The 25500-nt window shown below is 59.4% G+C and carries 18 protein-coding genes; 5 read left to right on the top strand and 13 right to left on the bottom strand.

All coding sequences use genetic code 11. From position 1 onward, the window contains the following. From trpA to UL81_RS11245, 6 genes are read right to left on the bottom strand one after another with little or no spacing between them, the layout of a single operon-like run. The gene (gene trpA / locus UL81_RS11270; RefSeq protein ID WP_035106139.1) at positions 1-843 is read right to left on the bottom strand and encodes a tryptophan synthase subunit alpha; all 843 of its coding nucleotides are present in this window, start codon (positions 841-843) and stop codon (positions 1-3) included. Continuing rightward, a complete protein-coding gene (gene trpB / locus UL81_RS11265) occupies positions 843-2057 on the bottom strand; it encodes a tryptophan synthase subunit beta (RefSeq protein WP_035106141.1) in 1215 nt (404 codons plus the stop codon). Before trpB ends, trpA begins: the two co-directional genes overlap by 1 nt. A 33-nt stretch (positions 2058-2090) precedes the next feature. Continuing rightward, the gene (trpCF, locus tag UL81_RS11260) at positions 2091-3497 is read right to left on the bottom strand and encodes a bifunctional indole-3-glycerol-phosphate synthase TrpC/phosphoribosylanthranilate isomerase TrpF (protein WP_035106144.1); all 1407 of its coding nucleotides are present in this window, start codon (positions 3495-3497) and stop codon (positions 2091-2093) included. Next, the gene (gene trpD, locus UL81_RS11255) at positions 3487-4512 is read right to left on the bottom strand and encodes an anthranilate phosphoribosyltransferase (protein ID WP_035106146.1); all 1026 of its coding nucleotides are present in this window, start codon (positions 4510-4512) and stop codon (positions 3487-3489) included. Before trpD ends, trpCF begins: the two co-directional genes overlap by 11 nt. An 11-nt stretch (positions 4513-4523) precedes the next feature. Continuing rightward, positions 4524-5156 (bottom strand): anthranilate synthase component II, encoded by a 633-nt coding sequence (locus UL81_RS11250; RefSeq protein WP_046453612.1) that lies wholly within the window; start codon positions 5154-5156, stop codon positions 4524-4526. Then, positions 5153-6679, bottom strand: a complete 1527-nt coding sequence (locus tag UL81_RS11245) for an anthranilate synthase component 1 (protein WP_035106148.1) — start codon at positions 6677-6679, stop codon at positions 5153-5155. Before UL81_RS11245 ends, UL81_RS11250 begins: the two co-directional genes overlap by 4 nt. Before the next feature lie 353 nt (positions 6680-7032). On the opposite strand from UL81_RS11245, the gene UL81_RS11240 reads away from it, so the two are divergent. Together UL81_RS11240 and UL81_RS11235 are read left to right on the top strand one after the other, a co-directional pair. Next, positions 7033-8205: an acetyl-CoA C-acyltransferase gene (locus tag UL81_RS11240; protein WP_035106150.1), complete on the top strand. Its 1173-nt coding sequence runs from the start codon at positions 7033-7035 to the stop codon at positions 8203-8205. After that, positions 8206-10428, top strand: coding sequence for a 3-hydroxyacyl-CoA dehydrogenase/enoyl-CoA hydratase family protein (locus tag UL81_RS11235; RefSeq protein ID WP_046453611.1), 2223 nt, complete (start codon positions 8206-8208; stop codon positions 10426-10428). A 142-nt stretch (positions 10429-10570) separates the two neighbouring features. Here UL81_RS11235 and UL81_RS11230 read toward each other — a convergent pair whose 3' ends face one another. Beyond that, positions 10571-11746, bottom strand: a complete 1176-nt coding sequence (locus tag UL81_RS11230; protein WP_035106152.1) for an acyl-CoA dehydrogenase family protein — start codon at positions 11744-11746, stop codon at positions 10571-10573. A gap of 96 nt (positions 11747-11842) precedes the next feature. On the opposite strand from UL81_RS11230, the gene UL81_RS11225 reads away from it, so the two are divergent. Next, complete coding sequence (locus UL81_RS11225) at positions 11843-12469, top strand: TetR/AcrR family transcriptional regulator (RefSeq protein ID WP_046453610.1); 627 nt, start codon at positions 11843-11845, stop codon at positions 12467-12469. On the opposite strand, the gene UL81_RS11220 is transcribed toward UL81_RS11225, so the two are convergent. After that, complete coding sequence (locus tag UL81_RS11220) at positions 12470-13834, bottom strand: MFS transporter (RefSeq protein ID WP_035106154.1); 1365 nt, start codon at positions 13832-13834, stop codon at positions 12470-12472. It lies immediately after the preceding gene. A gap of 177 nt (positions 13835-14011) precedes the next feature. On the opposite strand from UL81_RS11220, the gene UL81_RS11215 reads away from it, so the two are divergent. Next, positions 14012-15487: an NAD-dependent succinate-semialdehyde dehydrogenase gene (locus tag UL81_RS11215; protein WP_035106156.1), complete on the top strand. Its 1476-nt coding sequence runs from the start codon at positions 14012-14014 to the stop codon at positions 15485-15487. Here the strand turns inward: UL81_RS11215 and UL81_RS11210 are convergent. From UL81_RS11210 to UL81_RS11190, 5 genes are all read right to left on the bottom strand, one after another. Next, positions 15484-16752 (bottom strand): Fic family protein, encoded by a 1269-nt coding sequence (locus UL81_RS11210; RefSeq protein ID WP_144407192.1) that lies wholly within the window; start codon positions 16750-16752, stop codon positions 15484-15486. The two genes, UL81_RS11215 and UL81_RS11210, sit on opposite strands and share 4 nt — an antisense overlap. 128 nt (positions 16753-16880) lie before the next feature. Further along, positions 16881-18065 (bottom strand): IS1096 element passenger TnpR family protein, encoded by a 1185-nt coding sequence (locus UL81_RS11205; RefSeq protein ID WP_035106158.1) that lies wholly within the window; start codon positions 18063-18065, stop codon positions 16881-16883. Between the two features lie 64 nt (positions 18066-18129). Then, on the bottom strand, positions 18130-18762 hold the full coding sequence (locus UL81_RS11200) for an MOSC domain-containing protein (protein WP_035106160.1): 633 nt from the start codon (positions 18760-18762) through the stop codon (positions 18130-18132). 48 nt (positions 18763-18810) lie between these two features. Then, positions 18811-20388 carry an alkaline phosphatase gene (locus UL81_RS11735; protein ID WP_082099232.1) on the bottom strand — a complete coding sequence of 526 codons (1578 nt, stop codon included), beginning with the start codon at positions 20386-20388 and terminating at the stop codon, positions 18811-18813. A 156-nt stretch (positions 20389-20544) separates the two neighbouring features. Next, positions 20545-22353: an ATP-binding protein gene (locus tag UL81_RS11190; protein ID WP_035106164.1), complete on the bottom strand. Its 1809-nt coding sequence runs from the start codon at positions 22351-22353 to the stop codon at positions 20545-20547. A 225-nt stretch (positions 22354-22578) separates the two neighbouring features. On the opposite strand from UL81_RS11190, the gene leuS reads away from it, so the two are divergent. Further along, the gene (leuS, locus tag UL81_RS11185; protein WP_035106166.1) at positions 22579-25422 is read left to right on the top strand and encodes a leucine--tRNA ligase; all 2844 of its coding nucleotides are present in this window, start codon (positions 22579-22581) and stop codon (positions 25420-25422) included. The last annotated feature ends 78 nt before the right edge of the window (positions 25423-25500 follow it).

The raw sequence follows: 25500 nt of genomic DNA, 5'->3' as shown, positions 1-25500 counted from the left end.
CTACTTACGGGTTGCTTCCTTCATGGAACGCACGTAGTTCTCAATATCGGAAGCAAGGGCTTCTGGGTCCTTGATGCTGCCAGCGGAGCCTGGAGTGTAGTCCACGTGCTCGTTAATCACCTTGGTGATAGCAGAACCGGTGATGGCACCAGCCGCGCCCGCTGCAATAGCTTCTGCGACGTGGTGTGGCTCGGAGATACCGAAGCCCAGGAGTACCGGAGCACCTTCGAACTTCTTGACGTTGGCGACCACCTCGTCGAGGCCAAGAGTTTCGGATTGTTTCTCGGTGCCGGTGACACCGTCTCGGGAGATGGCGTAGATGTAGCCCTTGGACATGGCAGCAACACCTTCGAGGGTGCGCTCGCTCGCACGTGCCGGGGCGATGAAGATGGGATCGACACCAGCCTTGTCGGCGGCTTCGATGAAGGGCTTGCCCTCGCGGACGGGGACATCGGGAAGCAGAATGCTGTCGGCGCCAGCCTCACCGAACTCGGAGTAGAACTTCTCGAGTCCGCGGGTGAAAGGAACATTGCCGTAGATCAGCATGCCCAGTGGGAGGTCCGGGAACTCTTCGCGAATCTTGCCCACCAGATCGAGTGCCTGATCGACGGTTGCTCCCCCATCGAGTGCGCGGATATGCGAAGCCTGGATGGTCGGGCCATCGGCAACTGGGTCGGAGAAAGGCACGCCGAGTTCCAGTGCGTCGGCACCGCCGGCGACGGCAGCACGCACGATATCGAGGGTTGCCTCCGGAGTTGGGTCGCCCAACATGATGAAGGGGACGAATGCGCCCTCCCCCTTGGAGGACAACTCACTAAACAGCTTTTCGTAACGGTTACTCATTACTTGTCCTCCTTGAGAACCAGTTCGGGATTGTCTTCGAGGGTCTGACGCACGTGTGCGATGTCCTTATCGCCGCGGCCGGAAAGCGAGACGAGGATGTTGATGTCTTCGTCCTTGCGCTTGAGCGCGTATGCCAGAGCGTGGGCAGACTCGAGAGCCGGAATGATGCCCTCGCGCTTGGAGAGCAACTGGAAGGCTTCGAGTGCTTCGGCGTCTGTGATACCGAGGTACTTCGCGCGACCGGACTGGGAAAGGTACGCGTGCTGTGGGCCCACGCCTGGGTAGTCCAGGCCGGCGGAGATCGAGTAGGATTCCTCGACCTGTCCGTCGGCATTGCGCATCAGGTAGGAGCGCGCGCCGTGCAGGATGCCGATGGTGCCGTTGTTGATCGTGGCGCCGTGCTTGCCGGAGTCGAGACCTTCGCCGCCGGGCTCGGCACCGACGAGTTCGACGGACTCTTCGTCAATGAAGTCCGCGAACATGCCGATGGCATTCGAACCACCACCGACACACGCGACGACGAGGTCCGGAAGACCGCCGATGCGTTCTTGCATCTGAAGCTTGGCCTCCTCGGAAATCACGCGGTGGAACTCGCGCACGATGGTTGGGAATGGGTGCGGGCCGGCCGCAGTGCCGAGCAGGTAATGGGACTCGTGGAAGGTAGCGGTCCAGTCGCGCAGTGCTTCGTTCACGGCGTCCTTCAGGGTGCCGGAACCAGTATCGACTGGAACGACCTTGGCGCCCATGAGCTCCATGCGGAAGACGTTCGGTGCCTGGCGGGCCACGTCCTTGGCGCCCATGTAGACCACGCACTCGAGGTCCAGCAGCGCACACGCCAGTGCGGTAGCGGTGCCGTGCTGGCCGGCGCCGGTCTCTGCGATAATGCGGGTCTTGCCCATGCGCTTCGCCAGCAGTGCCTGACCAATGACCTGGTTGGTCTTGTGCGCACCGCCGTGGACGAGATCCTCGCGCTTGAGGAAGATGCGGGCCTTGCCACCGAGCTTCGTGGCTTCAGTCAGTGGAGTCGGGCGGCCGAGGTAATCCTTAAGAAGACGGGAGAGTTCTTCGCGGAACTCCGGGTCTTCTATGGCGTCGACGTAGGCTTTCTCCAACTGATCGAGAGCCGGAATAAGAGACTCAGGGACGAACTGCCCGCCGAATTCTCCGAAGTACGCGGGAAGCAACGTTTCCCTAGTTTCACGTGAAACAGCCATCGCCATTCCTTTCTGAGTGGTTAATCCAAGTGGTTAATCGTGGTAAGTCCGAATGATGCTGAAAGCTCGTGCAATAAGGCCAGTGTCCTTGGTGCCAGGAGCGCTTTCAAGTCCTGAGTTAAGGTCGACACCCGCGGTACCAACGGCGAGCGCCTCGTCGAGGTTCTCTGCTTCAATACCGCCGGCAAGTAGCGACTTGGCGAGCACATCCTCAGGCACAGTGTTCCAGTCGAAAGTGGTGCCGGTGCCGCCGCTGCCGGAGTCGAGAACAAGCTTGTCGACGCCCGGTGCCACAGCACTCGCCCATTGCGGGCCTTCCGCATTCTTCATGTCGATGGCGCGCCAGACTTCGATGTCGCTCTCCCCTAGGGTCTGGCGGACATCGTCAAGCAATGCTTGCTCGGCCTCGGCACTACCTTGGTAGGGCGCGTGCAACTGGATGGCAGCAATACCGGCGATGGAGGCGAGCTCCTTGATCTCTGCGATATCGGTGGAACGGGTGACGGCGACGTACTGCAAGTCCGGCTCGTGCGCGATGATGTCCGTAGCGGTTTCACGTGAAACATTGCGCGGGGAACCCTCGGCGAAGATGAGTCCGCCGTAGAAGGCACCGGCGGCGCGTGCGGCCTGAGCGGCACCACGGGTTGTGAGGCCGCAGACCTTGTTGTGGCCATAGACCAGTTCGCGGGCAGCGCGGTCGATGTACGGCTGAGAGGTCAGCTGCGAACCGACGAGGAAAGCGTGCGAGTAAGCGCCCAGGCGACGGACCGTCTGGTTGTTGCGGATGCCGGACTCGGAGACGACGACCTTGTCATCGGGAATGAACTCGGAGAGTTCCGCAGTGCGGTTGAGATCGATGCTCAAGTCGTGGAGATTGCGGTTGTTAATGCCGATGATATCCACGCCGAAGTTCACGGCGCGCTGGACTTCTTCCCGGGTAATGGCTTCGGTGAGCACGTCGAGGCCGAGGTCATCGGCAAGCGCTTTCAGCTCCCCATAGGTCTCATCATCCACGATGGACATCATGAGCAGGATGGCATCCGCGCCAAAGTAGCGCGCGGCGTAGACCTGGATGGGGTCAATGATGAAGTCTTTGCACAGCACCGGCAGATGCGTGGACATCGCGACGGTCTGCAGGTGGTCGTAGTCGCCGCCGAAACGCTCCGGCTCGCACAACACGGAAATGCCCGAGGCGTACTGGGAGTACACGCGCGCAATCGCGCCGGGTTCGTAGTGCTCGCGAATCAGACCCAGCGAAGGCGAGGAGGACTTGCACTCCATGATGAAGCGGTTGGTCCCGCGCAGGGAATCGTAAAGTGAACGCTCCGAACGTGGCAGCGAACTTAAGTCCACGTGGGCCAGGCGCTGACGAATAGCAGGTAGGTGCGTGCGGCGCTGCGCGACGATGCCCTCGAGAACAGTAGGCAATTTATCCGCCATAGTCGGCCTCCTCGTGCTTGTTCAACCATGCGTCCACGTCCCCGCTCTCGATGAGATAGCGGGCCTTGTCGACGCCTTCGCTTATCGATGCCGCCTTGTCCGCCAAGTAGAACATCGCACCGGCGCTGGCAACGATGGCATCGCGATGCGCGGGCTTGCCCTTGCCGGCGAAGACATCACGGATGAGTTGGGCGTTCTCGTCACCGTCGCCACCGGCGAGGTCGGAGAGCTCGTGGCCCTCGATACCGATGTCTTCTGGCTCAATGGTGTAGTTGGTGATTTCGCCATCGCGAAGCTCCCAGACCTGGGTGGTGCCGTGGGTGGCAATCTCATCGGTGCCAGCACCGTGGACGACGAGTGCGCGGTCACGGCCGAGCTCGCGGAAGACCTCTGCAATCAGCTGGCCCTGCGCAGGATTGGCAATACCCATGATCTGCAGCTTGGGGCGCGCCGGGGAGAGCAACGGGCCGAGCGTGTTGAAGATAGTGGAGATGCCCAACGCCTTACGCACCGGTTGCGCGTGGGCGACGGCTGGGTTGTAGGCCGGGGCGAAGAGGAAGGTGAAGTTGGAGGCCTCAAACTGGCGAACGGCACGCTCGGAATCAAGGTCCAGTGGAATGTTGAGTGCCTCAAGCACGTCTGCGGAACCAGACTTCGAGGACACGGAGCGGTTGCCGTGCTTGACCATCTTCACTCCCCCAGCCGAGGCCACAAGCGAAGCCGCAGTAGAGATGTTGATGGTATTCGCGCCATCGCCACCTGTGCCGGCGGAGTCCATGAGACCCTCACCCGTAATCGGGAATGGGTAACCGACCTTCAAGAAAGCCTTTGCAGCGCCCGCAATATCGGCGAAGGTCTCACCGCGGGTGCGGATATGCACCAAGAGCGCCGCGATTTCAATATCGTCGTAGTCGCCGACGGTCAGCGGGCTAAATGCCTCAATAACTTCTTCAATGCTGGGCTCCGGGTTATCCAGGAAAGCCTGCAGCGTGGCCAGTGCGTTCGGGTTAGACATAGGGTTCCTCTCTACTGAAGTTTCTTCGCAAGTTGTGTAACGCAGCGCTCGAGCATGATGGGCCCGGTTGGTGAGAGCACCGACTCCGGGTGGTACTGCATGCCAAACGCCGTTCCGTCGTGGGTTTCGGCAGCCATGACGACATCGCCGATATCGGTCTCCGTCGTGGCGAGTACGCGTAGCTCTTCCGGTGGGTTCGTGCAACCGAGCGAGTGATAGCGAGCCACGGGAACTTGTGTGCCGACGTATTCGGGATGGTCCGGCTCCTTGTCCACGGTGAGGCCGTCGAAGACAGGGTGATGAGCGCCGGCATCGGAAAGCGTCATTGCTAAGGACTTACCGTGCACCGGACCGCAGGGCTCCACGGTGCCGCCGAAGTGCTCCAGCAGGGCCTGAAAGCCCAGGCAGATGCCCAGGACCGGGATCTCGCCGAGCACGCGGTCGAGGATGGCCATCATGTTGCCGGCATCCGCGGGGTAGCCAGGACCAGGCGAGAAACAAATGATGTCCGGCTTGGCGGCGAGCACCTCATCGACGCTGACGGTGTTGCGGAAGACCGTGGTCTCAAAGCCAGCAAGCGCATCGACTAGGTTGTAGACAAAGGAATCGTGGTTATCGATCAGCACCACGTGCGGGTTGTTCATCGTTGCACCTCCAGCTGGCAACCATGGGCTTGGGCAATCGCGTGCAGCACGGCATAAGCCTTGTGCAGGGTCTCATCGGCCTCGGCCTGGGGCACGGAATCCCGCACCACACCGGCGCCAGCCTGGACGATGGCTTGGCCCTCCTTCACGAAAGCGGAGCGGATAACGATGCAGTTGTCCATGGCGCCATCGCCAAGCAAGTAGCCCACGGCCCCACCATAAGAACCGCGCCGCTGCTTTTCGACGTCCCGAATCAACTCCATCGCCCGTAACTTCGGCGCACCAGTCAGCGTGCCCATGTTCATGCACGCGCGATACGCATCGAGCGCATCAAAATCCGGGTGCAGCTTCGCCGCAATACGGGAAACCAAGTGCATCACGCGGGAGTAGCGGTCCACCTGCAACAGGTCCATTACGCGGCGGGTCTGCGGCACGGCCACGCGCGCTAAATCATTGCGGGCAAGATCCACAAGCATGGTGTGCTCCGCGACCTCTTTGGTGTCGGTGCGCATCTCTAGCTCATTGCGAATATCCAGTTCATGATTGATGCTGCCATCCGGATTCAGCCCGCGCGGACGCGTACCCGCAATCGGATACAGCTGCACTTCCCTACTCTCCGGGCTGAACTTCAGATTCGACTCCGGCGAAGCACCGAAAAGCTCATAATCTGCACCGCGCACGTAGAACATATACGGCGACGGGTTCGTCTCGCGCAACTGCCGATAAGCCGCAAACGCACTCGGGCAATCCATCGTGAACGCGCGCGCCGGGACAACCTGATAAATATCGCCGTTGTAAATGTTTTTCTGCAGTTCGGTGACCTGCCCGCGGAAAGTCGCGTCATCAATGCTGGCGGTTGCGCGCAGGTGCTCTAGTTGCGGTGCCGGCTTGGGTGCTTGGGGGTTCTCTGCCAGTTCGGCCAGGCGCTCGAGTTCTGCATCGAGCTGTTGCTTATCGATGCCCCACCCTTCCAACTCTGCAGTCTCATTCAGGTGGTCCAGGCGCAACAGTGTCTCGGCAACGACGAACTCGTAATCGGGATAATCATTAATCCCCTCCTCTACCTCCGGCAGATGCTCAAAGGTGGCGAGGTAATCAAAGGCGAAACCACCGCCTAAGAAGGGCAAAGAGTCGGAGCCATAAAGCTCGGTATTCTGCAGTGCGCGCAAAATATCTGCCGTCGAGTGATCGCGCAGACGCTCCCGCTCATCGACTGCAGTGGAGAATTCAAAGCCGAAGGTGACGCTGCGGTCATCGGCAGCAATCTCGCGCTCAGCAAATTGCGAACGGAGGTCTTCTAAGAGTGCATCGCCCGCCGGCGTGAGGGCCTTCGCGGTGACTTCTTGTCCCCGGCACGTGACCTTCAGTGCACCTTGCAAGATAGCCAGGCATTGCAGATTCTTCTTGGACTCAATATCAGCTGCTTCCAGCAACAATGTGTCCTGCGGCTGGGCCAGCGTATCGAAGATAGCGGAAGCGTCAGTGCTATACGTGATAGCGCGCTTCGCAGTACTAAATGGCATGTCTGCCCTTTCGCGGAAAGTTAATTTCTGTCGTTTAATCTATTATTTCAAGTTTGCTCAGTCCGCGAGCTGTAGGGCGTCGAAAACGCCAAAAGGCCCGCAGATGCGAGCCCTAAATGTCATGCGAAAAATCGGCCCGCGTACTACGCGTGCCACCACCAGTTTGCAGTGTTGATCTTCAGCATGCCGTTTACTGTAGCACCTCCAGACACCAATGAGATCGCCGCCACCATTGCGGGGGTAGAGAGGTTTCACGTGAAACATGCGAGCGCGGAACCCTTGCACGGATCTCAATTGTGACGTAGGCTACTTCGCAAAACGAATAGTGATTCGTATTGTGAAGGAGACTATGAATGACTGACGTGTACTTTGTGGGAGCTGCTAGGTTGCCAATTGGTAAGTTTGGTGGCTCTTTGTCCAAGTTTAGCTTGGAGGAATTAGGTTCTTTTGCCGCAAAAGAGGCGATTGAGCGTTCGGGTTTTGAGCCGAATGAGCTGCAATCTGCAGTGGTGGCGAATGTGCTGCCGGTGGTGCCGAGCGACCTTTATATCTCCCGCAAGATTGCCAAGAGCGTAGGCATGGAGGACTCCTCCATCGCGATGAACGTCAACCGTCTGTGCGGTTCTGGTGTGCAGGCAATCATTAGCGCCGCGCAGCAGATTCGCGACGGCGATGCCACGGCCGCACTCGCTGCTGGTGTGGAGAACATGTCCCAGGCGCCCTACTCCGTCGAAGGTGCACGCTTTGGCAAGCGCATGGGCGAAGGCAAGCTCTATGACTGGCTGACCGGCGCGTTGAGCTGTCCCTTCGGTACCGGACATATGGGCGTTACGGCAGAAAATGTTGCCCAGGACCGCGACATTTCCCGCCAGCGTCAGGACGCTTTTGCCGCACAGTCCCAGCGCCGTGCAGCCAAGGCGCAGGAAGAAGGCGTACACGATGAGGAAATCGTTGCCGTGGAGACCAAGCGCGGCACCTTCAGCCATGATGAGCACGTTCGCGATACCAGCGTCGACAAGCTAGCTAAGCTCAAGCCGGCCTTCGCGAAGGACGGCACCGTCACCGCCGGTAACGCCTCCGGCATCAATGACGGTGCGGCGGCGGTGGTGCTGGCGGGCAAGGATGACATCGCCAAGCATGATGTACAACCCCTCGGCCGCCTGGTCAGCTGGGGTATTGCTGGTGTGGACCCCACCCGCATGGGCTTAGGCCCTATCGCCGCAGTACCGAAGGCTCTGAACAAGGCGGGTCTGAACATCGAGGACATCGACCTTATCGAGTCCAACGAAGCCTTCGCCGCGCAGGCCATTGCCGTGCAAGATGAGCTGGGCCTGGACCCGGAGAAGACCAATATTTATGGCGGCGCGGTGGCACACGGTCACCCGGTGGGTGCGACCGGCGTCATTTTGACCACAAAGATTCTTTACGCGCTGCGCAGGCTAAACAAGCGCTACGGCATGGTCACCATGTGCATTGGCGGTGGCCAGGGCATTGCCATCATCATCGAAAACGAGGAGGCAGCATAAATGAGCACGCAGATTACCAAGACCGCCGTCGTTGGTGCGGGTTCGATGGGTTCGGGTATTGCCGCGTTGATGGCTTCCGCAGGCTTCGACGTCGTTTTGCTTGACGTCCAGCGTGAGGGTGCGCAGAAGGGTGTGGATATCCAGCTCAAGCGCCGCGGTTTCTACCACCCGGAGCACGCTGGCAACATCCAGATTGGTTCCACCGAAGAGGACCTGCACCTGCTCGAGGATGTCGATTGGGTCGTCGAGGCCATCTTCGAAGACATCGACGCCAAGCATGAGCTTTACGCCAAGGTTGAGCCGCACTTAAGCGAGCATGCCTTCCTGACCTCGAATACCTCTACCCTGCCGCTGGCCAAGCTCAAGGAGGGCATCAAGCGCCCGGAGAAGTTTGGCATCACCCACTTCTTCAACCCGCCGAAGGTCATGCAGCTCGTTGAGCTCATCGCTGAAAACGACGACACCCGCGAGGCGCTGCGCACCGCCATTGACCAGCAGCTGGGAAAGACCGCGGTGGATTGCCGCGACACCCCGGGCTTCATCGCGAACCGCGTGGGCTGTTTCTGGATGGCAGCAGGCGTGCAGGCAGCCAGGGATCACGACCTGGAGCCAGAGCTTGCCGATGCCGCCTTCGGCCGCCCCTTCGGCATCCCGCGCACCGGTATCTATGGCCTTCTAGACTTCATCGGCTTGCAGCTGGTCAAGCCTATCTGGGGTTCCCTGGAAGGTGCCCTGCCGAAGAACGACCGCCTCTTCGACGTACCGCTGGGCAAGGACGAATTCATCGCTGGCCTGGTCGAACGCGGCTTGACTGGCCGTACCGGCGAAGGCGGCTTCTACCGCGGCCGGGGTGAAACCATCACCGCTGACTACACCTACCGCGAGCGCATCAAGCCGGAGGATCCGGCCCTCGAGCACAAAGAACCCCGCGCCGTCATGGAGACCGACTCCCCTGCCGGTCGCTTCGCCCGCCAGGTATTTCTGGAGACCCTGCGCTACTGCTGCGAGGTCGCACCAGAGATCGCTGAGCACGTCGGGCTTATCGACGAAGGCCTCGAACTCGGCTTCGGCTGGAAGAAGGGCATCTTCGCCCTCGCCGACAGCATTGGCCTCGACTGGGTCCGCGAAGCCTACGGCAACGACGTGCCGGAATTGCTGGGCAAGGCCCAGGATGGCTTCTACCCGGATACGGACAAGGTTCTTAATACCGAAGGCGAGGTCGTCGACTACCCACCGCGCGCCGGGGTCGTCACTCTGGCAGGTCTCCTCGACGAGGGTGCTAAGACCGTCATTAAAACCGACGCTGGCAGCCTCCACCGCCTGGACAATGGCGTGGGCATCATCGACCTGCACACCCCACTCAATTCCCTGCCGACTAGCGCGCTGGCCTTCCTCCGCGAGGTCATTGACAGCGTCGACGAGCACGATATTCGCGCCCTGGTCATCGGCAATGATGAAGCACGCGCCTTCTCCGCGGGCGCTGACCTGCCGTCTATCGCAAAGGCTGCCGAGGAAGGCGACGTCGACCGCATCCGCGAGCTGATTACCGACGGCTCGCAGACGATGAGGAAACTCCGCAACGCACCCCTGCCCATTGTTGGCGCGGTGCGTTCCGTGGCACTCGGCGGTGGTGGCGAACTCGCCATGGCTTGCGACCGCCTGGTCGCACACGCCGATGCCAAGATTGGTTTCCCAGAGCGCAACGTCGGTCTTTACCCTGGCTGGAACGGCACCGTCGCCATGCTGGAGCGCAACTACCTCGCCGGCCACGAGGACTACTACCAGCGCGCCTTCGATTTCATCGCCTCGGCCAAGCCCGCCCCGAATGCCTTCCTGGCCCGCGACACTGAAGCCCTGCGCGACGAGGATGTCATCCTCATGTCCGCGCAGCACGTGCTCGCCCGGGCCATTAAGGAAGCAGAAACGCTTGCCGATGACTACAGCCCCCGCCCCAACACCCTCCTCCCGCTGTACAAGCCCGAGGCAGCACCCAGCGGTTCTGCGCTAGATAAGGACTGGCCACTCGAGGACACCACCGACAACGACCACGCAATCATCAAGCAACTGGTCAAGCAGTACACCGCCGAAACCGACATCGAAGAACTCACCTTCGACGAGTACTGCGACCGCGAAATCGACTTCGTCGTCCCCACCCTCACCTGGCCCGCCAACATCGAGCGCACCGCCCACATGGCGGCCACCCGCAAACCGCTGCGCAATTAAAAATTAGTTGCGAAGCAAAGACGTAGAAACGAGCCCAGCGATTGTTGCCGGGCGCGTTTTCTTGTCTTGGCAAAGTCAAAGCCCCGGGTGCATGTCCTAGAGACAGAGGCAACACCGGGGCGTCCAGCTACAGGTTAGCACCTTATTTGTAAGCGGAGAAGCCCGTGATCTTCTTGCCCATGATGAGCGACTGCACGGTGTCGGTGCCTTCGTAGGTGTGCATGGCTTCGACATCGGCGAAGTGGCGGGCGATGTCGTTCTCCAACAGGATGCCGACGCCGCCGAGCATGTCGCGGGCATCCGAAGCAATGCGGCGGGCAGCACGGGTGTTGTGCAGCTTGGCCAGCGAGGCCTGTTCAGGCTGCAGGGTGCCGGCGGCATCGCGTGTGGTCACCTCGCGGCAGGTGAGCATCATCTGGCTTAAGTCGACCACCATGTTGGACAGGCGCTGCTGAATGATCTGGGCCTTGGCTAGTTCGCGGCCGAACTGCTGGCGCTCTAAGACGTACTCGCGAGCCTTTTCGTAGCAAGCCAGTGCGGAACCCAGCGCCATCCAGGCGACACCGATGCGGGTGGCCTTCAGTACGCGGGAGGTGTCTTTGAAGGTACGCGCGCCGGGCAGCTGATTAGCCACCGGAATGCGGACGTCTTCTAGTTTGATGTGTGCTTGGTGAATTGCACGCAGGGAGAGCTTGCCCTCGATGACCTCGGCGTTATAGCCTGGGGTGTTTTGCGGAACGATGAAACCGGAAACATCGCCGTCTTCGGTGCGGGCGTAAATAATCGTGATGCCGCCGGAGGCACCGTTGCCGATCCACTTCTTTTCACCGTTAAGGACGAACTCGTCGCCATCACGCACGGCGGTGGTCTCCAGTGCCACAGAATCAGAGCCGTGGTCCGGTTCGGTCAGGCCGAATGCGCCGAGGAGCTCACCTTTGGCCATGGCGGGTAAGTACTTATCTTTTTGCTCTTGGCTGCCCAGCATGTCGATAGAACGCATCGCCAGGCCGCCCTGCACTGCGATGACAGTACCCATGGAGGCATCGGCACGCGTGACTTCCATGAGCATGAGCCCGGCTGCCAGCTCAGAGTCTTTGTCTTTGCCGGGGACTGGGAGGCCATCGCTAAGCAAATCCAGCTCCCCCAGTCGACCCACGAGACCGAGCGGGTATTCGGACTTCTGCCACGCATCGTTGATGATGGGCAGACAGTCCTCCCGGAAGGAATGAGCACGCTGCCAGGCGGCGTAATCCTCCTCCGAGAGGGAGTCGAATACCCCCAGGAAATCAATCGTGGGAGAAAATGGGTTCTGGGACATGGTAACCTCCGTTTAACGAATCACTATTAGTATGACATTGTGACCGGCCTCTCACGACCTGTCAAGCACCCCCTATCCCAGAAAGGTGGACTCGTTGTGGCTAATCCCCGACGCCGCGAACAGATCGCCGATGCTGCGCTCAAGCTTTTCGATGAGCTGGGCTACCACGGCACCGGTATGGAAGATATCGCCAAGGCAGTAGGCATGCGTGCCTCGAGCCTGTACAACCACTACAGCTCTAAGCAGGAACTTTTAGCGGAAGTTTCCATTAAAGGAATGGAAGACCTCCTGCGCGTCAACGCCGCAGGATTAGCCGGTGTCACCGGACCGGAGAACAAACTGCGTGCCCTGATGCGCGCTCACGTGGTCTTCCACAGCACCAGCGCGCAAAGCGTGCGCGTGGTGAACAATACGATTAATTCGCTCGAGGAGCCGCACCGCAGCGTCGTTAAGCAATTGCGCCGTGACTACGTCGCCCGCTGGATGAATGTGGTGCGCGAAGGCATGGATGCCGGCGTGTTTAGTGCCCCCGATGTCAAAATTGCCTGCTGGGCGCTCATCGACATGGGTATGGGCGTATCGATCTGGTACTCCCCCGACGGGCCGTATACCGCGGAGGAACTCGGTGACATGTACGGCCAATTCGCGTTGCGTCAATTATCCGCGGAGAATGCACTGGAATTCTCCGCGCAGACGGAAGAATTAGAAAGCGTTGTGCGTTAGCTAGCGTGCGCCCACCATGAAGTGGTTGCGGGACTGCTCAGCGGTGTGCTCAGGGCTAAGTTCAATGCCCTTGCGGTCGCGGAGCAGGAAGCTTGTGATAAAGCCGATGACGCACGCTGTGACCAGGTAGCCGGTAACCGCCCAGGTGGTATCGGTGGCTTCGACGAGGCTGGCGGCAATCGTCGGGGCGAAAGCACCACCCAGGATGGAGCCGATGGCATACGTAATCGAGACGCCAGAAGCACGAATCGGTGCGGGGAAGAGTTCGGCGTACCAGGCTGCCTGCGGGCCGTAGGTCAGGCCCAGGCCGACGGTGACCAGGATGAGCGCCAGGTACATCAGGAACAGGTTGCCGGTATTGACCAGCGGGAAGAGCGCGCCGGCTGCGGCAGCCAGCAGCACGAAGCCGATGAGGTAGGTGGTGCGCCTGCCGATGTAGTCCGAGATATAGCCGGCAAAGAGCGTAAACAGGCCCCACGTAAATGCCGACAGCGTCACGGCGTTGAGCACGTCGCCGCGGTCCATGGCCAGTGGTCCATTCGGGTCGGTGGCGTAGTTCTGGATGTAGCCACCGGTGGTCATGTAGCCAATAGTGCCGTTACCGGCGTAAATCAGCGCGGCGATGAAGACCAGCGGGGTGAACTTCTTAAACAGCACCGCAATTGGGTTGGAGACTTCCTCTTCTTTGCGCTCGGTGAGCTCTTCGAAGACGGGAGACTCATCGACACCCATTCGGATGAGGTAGCCGATGATCAGTAGCACGAAGGACAAGATGAAGGGTACGCGCCAGCCCCACTCCATGAAGGCATCGCCAGGTGCGATGACATTCATCAGCGACAGCATGCCCGAGGACATCAGCAGGCCGGCCGGCGCACCCACCTGGGGACCGGCACCGTAGAGGCCACGTTTGTTGACGGGTGCGTGCTCCACCGCCATGAGGACGGCGGAACCCCACTCACCACCAGCGGAAATACCCTGGATAATGCGCAGGAAAATTAGCAAGATGGGCGCCCACACACCAATGGTGTCGTAGGTGGGTAGCAGGCCAATCAGCGTCGTGGCGCCACCCATGGCAAAGAGCGTGACCACCAGGACGACGCGGCGGCCAAAGCGGTCGGCATAGTGACCAGCCAGGAATGCACCCAGTGGGCGGAAGAGGAAGGACAGGCCGACGGTGAGGAAGGCAATGATCGTCGCTAAGCCGCCCTCCAGGGGGCCGAACATGAGCTGGTTAAAGACCAGGCCAGCCACGGCGGCGTAGAGGAAGTAGTCGTACCACTCAATGGCGGTGCCGATGGTGGTGGCCGCAACAACGCGGCGTCGTTCTTTTGCGGAGATCTGCGGTGTGCTCTGTGGGTTGGTCATCGAGATCCTTCTGAGTTTCGGTGTACGCCCGAGTTCACTGTTGTTGAACCTGAGCACTTCTGTGACTTGAGTTAAATATACGGGTTGGGAGGAATATGCGAGTATTTAAGACCGCGTGTCCAGTTGACTCTTCGACGCGTAGCCTGGCGACTGTATAGCTACAGAAAGGATGTCGACATGACCGCAAACGTTTCCGAATTGCTAGCTAAGGTTCCTACCCAACTACTCATCGGTGGCAAGTGGGTGGATGCTACGTCTGGTGAGACTTTCGACGTAGAAAACCCTGCCACCGGCGAGAAGCTCGCTACGTTGTCCTCTGCTAACTCCGACGACGCCAAGGCCGCCCTCGATGCCGCCTGCGCCGTCCAGGATGACTGGGCGCGCACCTCCGCCCGCGAGCGTTCTAATATCCTGCGCCGTGCTTTCGACCTCGTCCACGAGCGCGCCGAAGACTTTGCCGCCCTGATGACCCTGGAGATGGGCAAGCCGATTGCCGAATCCCGCGGTGAGGTCACCTACGGTGCGGAATACCTGCGTTGGTTCAGCGAGGAAGCTGTCCGCGACTACGGCCACAGCGCCACCGTTCCGGAAGGCAGCCTGCGCATGATTACCCGCCGCAAGCCGGTCGGTCCTTGCCTGCTGATTACCCCCTGGAACTTCCCGTTGGCGATGGGCACCCGCAAGGTCGCCCCGGCGATTGCTGCCGGCTGCACGATGGTGCTCAAGCCAGCGAAGCTCACCCCGCTGACCACCCAGTACTTCGCCCAGACCATGCTCGATGCGGGCCTGCCAGAAGGCGTGCTCAACGTGGTCTCTGGTTCTTCGGCCTCGGCCATTTCGGAGCCATTGCTTGCCGATGCCCGCCTCCGCAAAGTCTCCTTCACTGGCTCCACCGAAGTCGGCAAGACCTTGCTTAAGGGTGCAGCAGACAACGTTCTGCGCACCTCCATGGAGCTCGGCGGCAACGCACCGTTCATCGTCTTCGACGACGCTGACATCGACCAGGCCGTCGAAGGTGCCATGGGTGCGAAAATGCGCAACATCGGCGAAGCCTGCACCGCCGCCAACCGCTTCTTAGTCCACGAGGACGTCGCGGAGGAATTCACCACGAAGTTCGCCGAGAAGATCGCCGCACTCGAAGTCGGCAACGGCATGGATGAGAAGTCCACCTGCGGCCCACTGATTGAGAAGAAGGCACTCGACAACATCACCGCACTTGTCGATGACGCCGTGGACAAAGGCGCCACCGTCGTCACCGGTGGCAAGGCCCTAGAGGGCAAGGGCTACTACTACCAGCCCACCGTGCTTTCCGATGTCCCCCGCACCGCGCGTGTTGCCCAAGAAGAGATCTTCGGCCCCGTCGCACCGATTATTACTTTCAAGGACGAAGCGGAAGCAATCCGCATCGCCAACGACACCGAGTACGGCTTGGCTTCTTACGTCTTTACCGAAGACACCAACCGCCTCTGGCGCCTGGCTGATGGCCTCGAGTACGGCCTGATGGGCTTTAATGCCGGCGTCATCTCCAACGCTGCTGCCCCATTCGGCGGCGTCAAGCAATCCGGCATGGGCCGCGAAGGCGGCGCCGAAGGCCTCGACGAGTACACCGAGGTCCAGTACCTCGCCCTGCCCGACCCCTACGCAGACGCTTAATCTCGTCGTGCCGGGGCAGCCCTCTCCCCTGGTGGGGACAATCTGGTGTCGAATTGGCTACTAGCGAGCTGACGATCCTCGTGCGTAATGAGGTCGAGAATATCGTCAGCGTAGTAGCCGATGACACCGCCTTTGCCGATGACTTTGGCTCGGACAATCCCTGCGGCCTTGAGGCTATCTAGCGCCTTACGGGCATTGGTGGCCTTCGTGCCGTAAAGGCGTTCGACGGTCGTCACGGTGATGATCGGATGCGAGGCCATGCCTGCTAGTAGCTTGGCTTCGATGGAGTCGTTACGAAGCGCACGAGTCTTACCTTCTGCCGCGCGGTGTTGTTCAATGCGTTGCCACCAGTCGGACTGGATGTCTTGTAGTTCTTGGGCAAGAATGCGCGCCTGCTCGACAGCAATATCTGCAGCTTCCAGAAACAGCTGTAGCCACGCGTTGACATCGCCGCCGCGGTAGGCGGTTAGCCCTGCGACGTAGCGGCTCGACCATGTCCCCAGTACCAAACTCACAGGAAGAATAGTGTGCTGAGTTAAACCACGCCTCAACAGCGTTCCATGAATGAGCGCGCGTCCCACCCTGCCATTGCCGTCATTAAAGGGATGAATGGTTTCAAATTGTGCGTGCGCAATTGCTGCCTGAATGAGGGCACCATGATGAGCGCCTTCGAGGTATTCACACAAATCCTCTACTAAGTCCGGAACATACTCTGGAGGTGGCGGTACGAACTCAGCACCGATAGGAGTCCATGAGCTTCCTCCAATCCAGTTTTGTTGCGTGCGAATTCCAGTAGGGATAGACGTATTCCCAAGTAGTTCGGCTTGGAAACGTTCCAAAAGCTCAGGAGTGATCGAATCCTCGCGGGAAAAGGATTCTTCCACTGAACGCAGCACACTAAGGTTACGAGCCACAGCCTCAGCGCTTTCTTTAAACCCACGCACGTCCTCACGTTGTGCAAGTTCTGCGAGCACCACTTTGTCGACGTTGGGAGCAATGCCTTCAATCTTGGAAGAAGAAATCGCCTCGGAACGCATGAGCAGACGAGCGATGCTCTCTAGCTGCCCGGACGCAGGGAGCTGGCGAATGTCGACTATCTTCCTTTCAACTTGCGCAGCAAAGCGAGCGATATCGGGCTCCACCTGCCATTTAGGTGAGCGAAGTTTATCGGGGGCATACGCCTCATAGGTACCGCCAGCTTTGTCACGCCGTGACAAGCCTGTTCCGTCAGCGGGCATCCATTGTCGTTCAATGTGGGTAGGCACTTAAGAGTTATCCGTTCTTAGAATGCGATCTGTTGGTTGGATAACTCTTATCCAACCAACAGTTTGGCCTTTGAGCAATAGATAACCGTTAAACGGGTAACCCTGAGCTACTTCGGTATGGCGTGCCTTTAGCCTTCGTCAGGCAGGAGGCGCTGCGCATCCAGGTGAAGCAGAATGTGCTGACACAACGCTTTACAGACGGGGGAATACACTAACTCGTCACTGTCGTGTGGGTCCGGGGTGAGCAAGCCGTAGGTGTAGAAAATGAAGTCGAACCACGCGACGAGGTCATCGGCGGTGAGGCGAACCTCGTCGTTAAAATCTTGCCGGGCCTTCTCCCCTACTGCGGCGTCGAGGAGGAGCCCGGTATAGATCGCGTACTCGCTGCCCAACGATGGCGGCAGGACAAAGAGGAAGTAGTGAGCGGCCTCCACGGGCGAGGCGTCCAGCATCCCTTGGCCCAGCGATGTGGTTTCCAGGTAGCGGCCGGGTTCAATGAGGTGGGTATCGATGAGGAAATTCACCACACCGGACGACGTATAAGCCAACATCTCCAGCGGGATATTGCCCAGCTTTGCGGCAGTTACCACCTTGTGCTGTTGGGCCACATCTTTCCGGCCAGTGCGGTGGAAAGTCTTTAATTCGCCAGTTACCAGCTGCAGCACGCGTTGCAGGGCGGTGCCCAGGTGGGTGAGGTGGGCATCGTCTAGCGTGCGCTTCGGAAGCTGGCGAAAGTGATGAACCAGCCGATCCACGTAATCGCTGGCTAGGTATTCCGCGATAGCCTCGAGATGCTCGCCGTTGCGGATGTGAGTGCGCACGGCATCGAGATCCGGGGTGCGCGGAGGCTGGAATAGGTCGCTTGGGGGATTGAGGCCATCGAGGAGTTCGCGGATCTCCTTGCCGATCAACTCCGCGGCATCGAAATCCTCCTCGCTGTTGAGGGGCTCGAGATAAGGGTCGGCGCGCTTGGTATCACGTTGGAGCTGCTTAAAGCGCACCTCATCCAGACCAGAGACAAACTCCCACGCTTCTGTCGGGGATAGATCACCCAGGAAGTGGTGATAAGCCTCTTCGCTGGCAGGCGGCAGGACATCGCGGGCATAGGCTTGCGCTGTAAGGCCGTGGAGGTTTTCCCAGCCGGGGTAGGAACCGCAATCTTCCAGAGGGGTCTGGCCTTCTGCGTCGTTAAGCGTGGCCTTCTTCCGCTTGCGCTTATCGGTCTTGACCAGGGTGATGGTGTGCTCCCAGTTATCGCCGAAGTCATAGGTGTAAAGCAGGGAGTGCTCCGGGGTCAGTACAGCGCTAAGCACGGTGCTCTCCGGAAGTCTTCATTTCTAGTGGAAAACCGCTGCTGGCACGCGGTGAATGAGAGCTTTAAGGCCGGTAGCTGTCTTGATGTGCGGCTGGCATACACCCAGAGTTGTAAACCTGTTCGGCGAGCTTCTTATCGCCCATCTTGGCGGCAAAGGCCGTGCCCATTGTGATGCCGTGTTCGGGTTCGGGGCCCAGTTCAATGGGCGCGCCGGGTTCAATCGTGCCGGGCTCGATAACGCGCAGGTACGCGCCACAATCGCCGCGCTGGGTAAAGGTCTTGACCCAGCCTTTGATATCCATCCACGCGGCAAAAGTGGCACAGGGTTGGCGGGGAATGGAGACTTCCAGGATGACCTCACCGATGTGGACGCGCTGGTTAATGAGCGTTGTCGTCCAGTCGATGCCGGAGGTGGTGAGGTTCTCGCCAAAGCAGCCATCGTTAAGCGTGCGGTCGAGTTTGTGTTCCCAGTAGTCCAGTTCCTCGCGGGCAACGGCATAGAGTGCTTTGTCGGCGCCGCCGTGGTGCTCGCTGTCGCCGATGAAATCTTGCTCGGCGGCCGACCCATCCCCGTAGTGTGGGCCCACCTTGGTCACTGTGAGCTGCGGGGCCGGACGCTTATCGATGCCCGTAGTCGCATAACGCCGCACCCCACTCGGACGGGGTACGGCGATATTAGTGCTAAGAACCTGCATGCCGCTGTAGTGTACTGGGTCACAGTCGCGGCTGCAGGGCCTTTGGGACTAGAACAGGTCGCGCAGTGCCTTCTCAATCGGAGTGAGGTCAATGCGGACGATGCCCAGGTTCTGCGCCAAGGTCAGGATAGCGCCGATGAGACCAGCGGCGATGCCAGCGCCAGCGAGGCCGGAGAGCAGGCTGCTAGACGAGCTCAGGCTGCTGCCGTTATCCGGAGCTGGGGCGTTGTCGTCGCCGTTGTCGCCATCGTCGTCGGAGGTGCCGTGCCACCACTGCTGCAGGGCCAGGGTAGCCACGGCGGTGTTGTCCAGGTAGTCGCCGCGAACCGGGTCGGTGCCCTTGACCTTGGCCTCCAGATCAGCGGAGCCCGCGCCCTTGAAGAAGAAAGGAACCAGCTGGTTGGTATGGTCACCGGAGTACCACTCGTGCTCCGGCAGCTGACCAGCCTCGCCCTGCTGGGCGTTCCACTTCTCGGTCTCATCCGGGCCAGACAGGCAGCCGGTCTCGTGGTCAGCGGTGACAATCAGCAGGGTCTCATCCCAGTTGGAGTTCTGGTTCACCCACTCGATGGCGGCATCGACGGAAGCGTTGAAGTCCTGCATCTCCTCGATTTCGCGAGCAGAATCGTTAGCGTGGCCGGTCCAGTCGATGGCGCCGCCTTCAATCATGACGCTGAAGCCCTCTTCTTCCTGGCCCAGCACGTTGAGTGCACCGGTGGTCATGGTGGCCAGGTCGACCACGTCGTTGCGCGGGTCGGAGTACGGGGTCTCGCCCTCGCCGTCGCGGCCCTGCTGCAGGGTGGAGGCAACCTGTGGGGTGCCCCAGTACTTCTTATCTGGTTCTACCTGGCCGTTTGCCAGCTGCTCGAAGTCCTCAGTGGTGTCGAAGAAGTTCCAGTCGGTCTCACCGTTGGACAGGCGGTCGAAGTCTTCTTTATCGATGTAGCCGTACTCCGGGGTGTCCAGGAGGTTGTTGGAGTCATCGTAAAGCGGGTGGCCTGCACCCATGACCAAGTCGAGGTCGGAGTCCAGCATCTCGTTGGTGATCTCACCGTAAGCGTTGCGGTCCGGGTTGTGCGCCGCAAAGCCTGCCGGGGTCGCATGCGAGAAAGGAACGGAGGAGACAACGCCAGCTGCCTTGCCGAGCTTCTTTGCGCGCTCCGACATGCTTTCCAGCTTGTGGCCGTAGTTGTTCACACCGATGCGGCCGTTTTCGACCTTGGCGCCGGTAGCCATCGCGGTGCTGGCTGCAGCGGAGTCGGTGATGATGCCCTCGTTGACGTAGTCATGAGTAGCCCAGGCCTGCTCCGGGTCGTAGGTGCCACCGTGGGAGTAGGTGGACATAGCCAAGTGGTTGAAGTCCTCGTAAGCCTGGACGGACTCGCCTTCGATTTCCTGCGGGCCCTCGGCGGAGAACTCACCGTCGACCAGGTACTTGGACTGGCCGGTCTCGAAGAGATTATTGTAGGCAACGTGGTTGTAGCCCATGCCATCACCAATCATGTAGATGATGTTCTTCGGGCCAGCAGATTCCTGTGCAGAAGCCGGGGCAACGACACCGGCGGTGATGACCGAACCGGCAATAGCCGCAGCACCCAGACGGCGTGCGGAAGAGAAGTTACGCATGAGAGATCCTTCGTAGAAGTAAAGAGAGAGACTGCCCCTTACAGCTGTTAACCAGCCGAAGCGGCGACGAAAGCTAACCTATCTGCGCCGGGTTATAGAAAAGAAACATTTTGGTTAAGTGCAAGCAAACACTTGTTAAATTGCCTTTCGAGTCCGTCAAGCCAGGTAATACTTCTGATTCCTTGCCCGCAGTGGCGTCTTTGTGGTGAGCAATTCACCGCTGTCCACCATGCGTTTACGTGTGGGAGCCAACTGTCCCCGGGTCATACCAGTCGCCTCAAGTAATTCTTCATGTGAGAGCGGAATTCCTGCTTCCTGCAACGCTTCGCGAACGCGCGCGGCCTTCTGCTCAGTTGAAAGGTAGCCCTGTGGTTCAGTGTCGTGGCTAATCGATGGCCCTGGAACAGGTTGACGCTGTGGTTCAGGCGTCGCAGGCTCTGGTGTTGGGGGCTGTGATGTTTGGGGCAGGTCGACGCTGAATGGATTTCGCTTGGCACTTTCTTTTAAGGAATAAGCTGTACTGCGACCGCTGCCAGTCACCTCGACCAATCCGAAGTGGACGAGTTCTTGCAGTTCATTTCGAGCTTTGACAGAGTCCATGGGGAAAGCTTCCCGGTAGCTGCTGTTTGTTACTTCTTCTCCGTTGTACATCGTGACCAAAGCATGCTTTTGGGCAGCTGACAAGGTGGCGGCACCGGGGAGCCGGGAGAGCCAGGCAAGCTGCTCCGCGCTAAATGTGGACGTTGAAGACAGCGTTGCTTGGAAGTTGATGACGCCATCTTTGAAGTACGGTTCGGGAAGAAACGCCTCGCTTAAGGCCTGTCGCACTGCAGGAATGCCAGTGGCGTGGGCTTCAATAATGCGGTTTCCATGCTGGGTGCGAATGGCTGAACACATGTCGTACAACACTGGGTTGCGTGCGTGCGGGCCTGTGAAACCGAGCTGCCTTTCGGTAATCCCCCACAGGCCACCAGGACTTTTGATGATGAGTTTGGTTGGGGCTTTGATGATTTCTACATATGTACCGTCGCTGGCAGGTGATAAATCGCGATGCACAATGGCATTGGCAATGAGCTCGCGGATAGCCACCGCGGGCAGTTCAGGTAGATCTCTGCCTTGGCCATCGTTAAATACGACCGCGGAGTTCAAGTGCTCCTGCACCCAGGAAAAAGCTTGATCCAGAAGGTCTGGAACGGGACCAGAAAACTGCCGCTGGTTCATGAGGCGAACTGAAGGATCCGAACCAGGTCCGGGGTTAACATGAGCCTTGATTGCCAGGTGTGGGAAAAACTGTTGTGGGTGAACGCCCAGCGCATAAATCGCAGCAACAGTCGGAGTTCCCGAATCATCAGCGACTACGTTCGTGCGCATCAGCTGTTCCTCGCGGCTGGCGCGGCTCAAGCGAGGAGCCGATTGCAATTGTGCGGCGAGATATTGCTCCACCAGGTTTTGGTCGAGGTCCTTTTCGACGCTTGCCCCAGCTACTGGAGCGCGGTCATAAAACTGATGCTTGCCTGCGCTTGCAAGATAGAGCTCTTCACGTCCAGAAAGTTGATAGTCACCATCTGCGGATCGAGTAAAGCTAGGGCCGTATTTCTTTACGCGAAAAGGTTTGAATTCAGCAGGCTGTGGAGGTACGACACAGGTTACGACCTGCTTACCTTCTACAGTCGCGACATCGATTGCCCCGAGTTGCAGTGCAGGCACAATTCGATTGCGAGCTTTGCCCCCGAGTGCTGCTTGGGCCTCAGCGGCGTCCCACACGCCTGTAACGTCGAAGCTTCCTCCATTTTCAGCCACACCGAGCAGGATGATGCCGCCTTCGGGCATGTTTCCGAAGGCAGACAATGTTTCGTCCAAGGATTCCGGCAATCCTTGGGACGCATCTTTAGCCTCGATGCGGTAATTATCAGAGCCACTTTCACGAAGTAGTTGGATAATTTCGCGGATTTCTTCAACGTTCACGTTTCATACTTTAGCAAAATCGTTTCATGATCCTGTGAAGTATGAAACGAATTTAGGATACACCTCCCAAATATGCTGGTTAATCGTTTCATACTCGTTTCATACTCTGGCTAAAGTATGAAACGATCTCGTGGAAGTATGAAACGGGGTTGCGGGTGGGCATCGTCAAGCATGTGCGTGGGTACAGTTCACGCCAGCAACCTGCGCCTACTACACTGTCTAAGCATGACTAACCCGAGCGATTCCACGGCCCACCGCTATACCCCGGAGCTGGCCAACCAGATTGAAAAGACCTGGCAGCAGTACTGGCAGGAACACGGTACATTCCACGCGCCCAATCCCGTCGGCGCGCTAGCTACCGATGGCGACCTGCCGCAGGAAAAGCTCAACGTCCAGGACATGTTCCCCTACCCTTCCGGTGCGGGTCTGCACGTCGGTCACCCGCTGGGCTACATTGCGACGGATACTTACGCCCGTTACAACCGCATGCTGGGCAAGAATGTCCTGCATACGCTTGGTTATGACGCTTTCGGTCTGCCGGCGGAGCAGTACGCCATCCAGACCGGTACCCACCCGCGCACGACGACGATGGACAACATCGAAAACATGCGCAAGCAGCTAGCGATGCTCGGCTTGGGCCACGACGAGCGCCGCTCCGTGGAGACCACTGACCCGGACTTCTTTAAGTGGACCCAGTGGATCTTCCTGCAGATTTACAACTCCTGGTTCGACGAGGAGCAGCAGAAAGCTCGCCCAATTGCGGAGCTGATTAAGGAGCTTGAGGCCAACAAGCGCACCACCAAGGATGGCCGCTACTTTGAGGACCTCTCCCCTGCTGAGCAGCGCGCGGCTATCGATGAGTTCCGCTTGGTCTACCTGTCTAATTCCACCGTGAACTGGTGCCCGGGCCTGGGTACCGTGCTGGCGAACGAGGAGGTCACCGCCGAGGGCAAGTCCGAGCGCGGCAACTTCCCTGTCTTCCGCAAGAACCTCTCGCAGTGGATGATGCGCATTACCGCCTACTCCGATCGTCTCCTCGATGACCTGGAGCTTCTGGATTGGCCGGAAAAGGTCAAGTCCATGCAGCGCAACTGGATTGGTCGCTCCCGCGGCGCCGAGGTCACCTTTACCGCTGAGGGCTACGGCATTGACGTCTTCACCACCCGCCCGGACACCTTGTTCGGTGCGGAATACATGGTGCTGGCACCGGAGCATGAGCTTGTCGATGCCCTCCTCTCCCCCATCCCTTACGACGACGATGTCGACGAGCGCTGGACCTACGGCAACGACGACCCGAAGGAAGCTGTCGAGTCCTACCGCGCCGATATCGCTGCGAAGTCGGATCTGGAGCGCCAAGAGAATAAGGAAAAGACTGGCGTCTTCCTGGGCACCTATGCCACTAACCCGGTCAATGGTCGCCAGATTCCGATCTTCATCGCCGACTACGTTCTTGCTGGTTACGGTACTGGCGCCATCATGGCGGTGCCGGCGCACGATACCCGTGACTACGAGTTCGCTCAGGAATTCGGGTTGCCGATTACTGAGGTCGTCGCCGGCGGCAACATCGAGGAAGAGGCCTACACCGAAGACGGTACGGCCGTGAACTCTTCCAATGACAAGGGCCTGGACATCAACGGCCTGAACAAGGAAGACGCCATCGCTCGCACCATCGAGTGGTTGGAAGAAGACGGCAGCGGTGTGGAGAAGATCCAGTACAAGCTGCGCGATTGGCTCTTTGCTCGCCAGCGCTACTGGGGCGAGCCTTTCCCGGTCGTCTACGACGCCAAAGGCCAGGCCTATCCCCTGCCCGAGTCCATGCTTCCGGTCGAGCTCCCTGAGGTCGAGGACTACCAGCCGGTTTCCTTCGATCCGGACGACGCTAACTCTGAGCCGCAGCCGCCACTGGCCAAGGCTCGCGAGTGGGTTGAGGTCGAACTCGACCTGGGCGATGGCCCGCAGACCTACTACCGCGACACCAACGTCATGCCACAGTGGGCAGGTTCTTCCTGGTACCAGCTGCGTTATGTCGATCCGCAAAACGACGATGCCTTCTGCGACTTAGAGAACGAGCGCTACTGGACCGGCCCGCGTCCGGACCAGCACGGACCGCAGGATCCCGGCGGCGTCGACCTGTATGTCGGCGGCGTCGAGCACGCCGTGCTTCACCTGCTCTACTCTCGTTTCTGGCACAAGGTACTCTTTGACCTGGGCTTTGTCAGCTCCCAGGAGCCGTACCGTCGCCTCTACAACCAGGGCTACATTCAGGCATACGCCTACACCGATGCCCGTGGCGTCTACGTCCCGGCTGCCGAGGTCGAGGAAAAGGACGGCAAGTTCTTCTACAACGGCGAAGAGGTCAACCAGGAATACGGCAAGATGGGCAAGTCCTTGAAGAACGCCGTCGCCCCGGATGAAATCTGCCGTGACTTCGGTGCTGACACCCTGCGCGTCTACGAGATGTCCATGGGCCCACTCGATACCTCTCGCCCATGGGCTACCAAGGACGTCGTTGGTTCCCAGCGTTTCCTGCAGCGCCTGTGGCGCCTCGCGGTCAACGAAACCACCGGTGAGCTGGCAACTTCCGATGCTGACCTCACCAAGGACGACCTCAAGCAGCTCCACCGCACCATCGCCGGCGTGCGCGACGACTACGCCAACCTGCGCCTGAACACCGTGGTGGCCAAGCTCATCGAGTACGTCAACTACCTAACCAAGGCTTACAAGGATGGTGCCCCGCGTGCTGCAGTCGAGCCCATCGTCCAGATGGTCTCCCCTGTCGCCCCGCACATCGCGGAAGAACTGTGGAAGCGCTTCGGCCACGATGAGACCATCACCTTCGAGCCATTCCCGTCCTTCGACGAGAAGTACCTGGTCGACGACGAAATCGAAATCCCTGTCCAAATCAACGGCAAGGTGAAGTCCCGCATCCAGGTCGCCGCCGATGCCGACAAGGACACCATCCTCGCCGCCGCTTTGGACGACGAAAAAATCGCCCATCAAACCGAAGGCAAGAACGTAGTCAAGCAAATCTACGTCCCCGGCCGCATGGTGAACCTCGTCGTGAAGTAAACCCGCGGACGAGTAGCCCTGACGTTCATTCGACGTGGGGGCTTTTGTCTGTGACGCCCCATCATGGGTCTCTTCGTT

It is taken from the genome of Corynebacterium camporealensis (genome assembly GCF_000980815.1).
In the GTDB taxonomy this organism is placed as follows: Bacteria; Actinomycetota; Actinomycetes; order Mycobacteriales; family Mycobacteriaceae; genus Corynebacterium; species Corynebacterium camporealense.
Note: the sequence above shows the minus strand (reverse complement) of the source record. Positions and strands in the feature narration are given on the sequence as shown.